Source organism: Frankia sp. Mgl5, from assembly GCF_023242985.1.
Classification (GTDB): domain Bacteria; phylum Actinomycetota; class Actinomycetes; order Frankiales; family Frankiaceae; genus Parafrankia; species Parafrankia soli.
The window spans coordinates 1-244 of sequence record NZ_JALKFY010000293.1 but is presented as its reverse complement, the minus strand read 5'-3'; the positions used below and the strand labels follow the sequence as shown (position 1 = coordinate 244).

The 244-nt window shown below is 58.2% G+C and carries 1 protein-coding gene; it reads left to right on the top strand.

Annotated features, from left to right (window positions below; translation table 11 throughout):
• The coding region (locus MXD62_RS09395; RefSeq protein WP_308301220.1) for an aconitase family protein at nt 1-244 on the top strand (244 nt) is incomplete at both ends.

Sequence of the window (244 nt, the reverse complement as noted above, 5' to 3'; positions counted from 1 at the left end):
AAAGGACGGCGCGTATCTGCCCACGTCCATGCGATGGTGGTCCCCGGCTCTCAAGCGGTGAAGCAGTTGGCAGAACAGGAAGGCCTGGATAAAATTTTCGTTGAGGCAGGTTTTGAATGGCGCGAATCAGGCTGCTCCATGTGTCTGGCAATGAACCCGGATATCCTGGAACAGGGCGAACGCTGCGCCTCTACCTCCAACCGTAACTTTGAAGGTCGCCAGGGACGCGGCGGCAGAACCCACC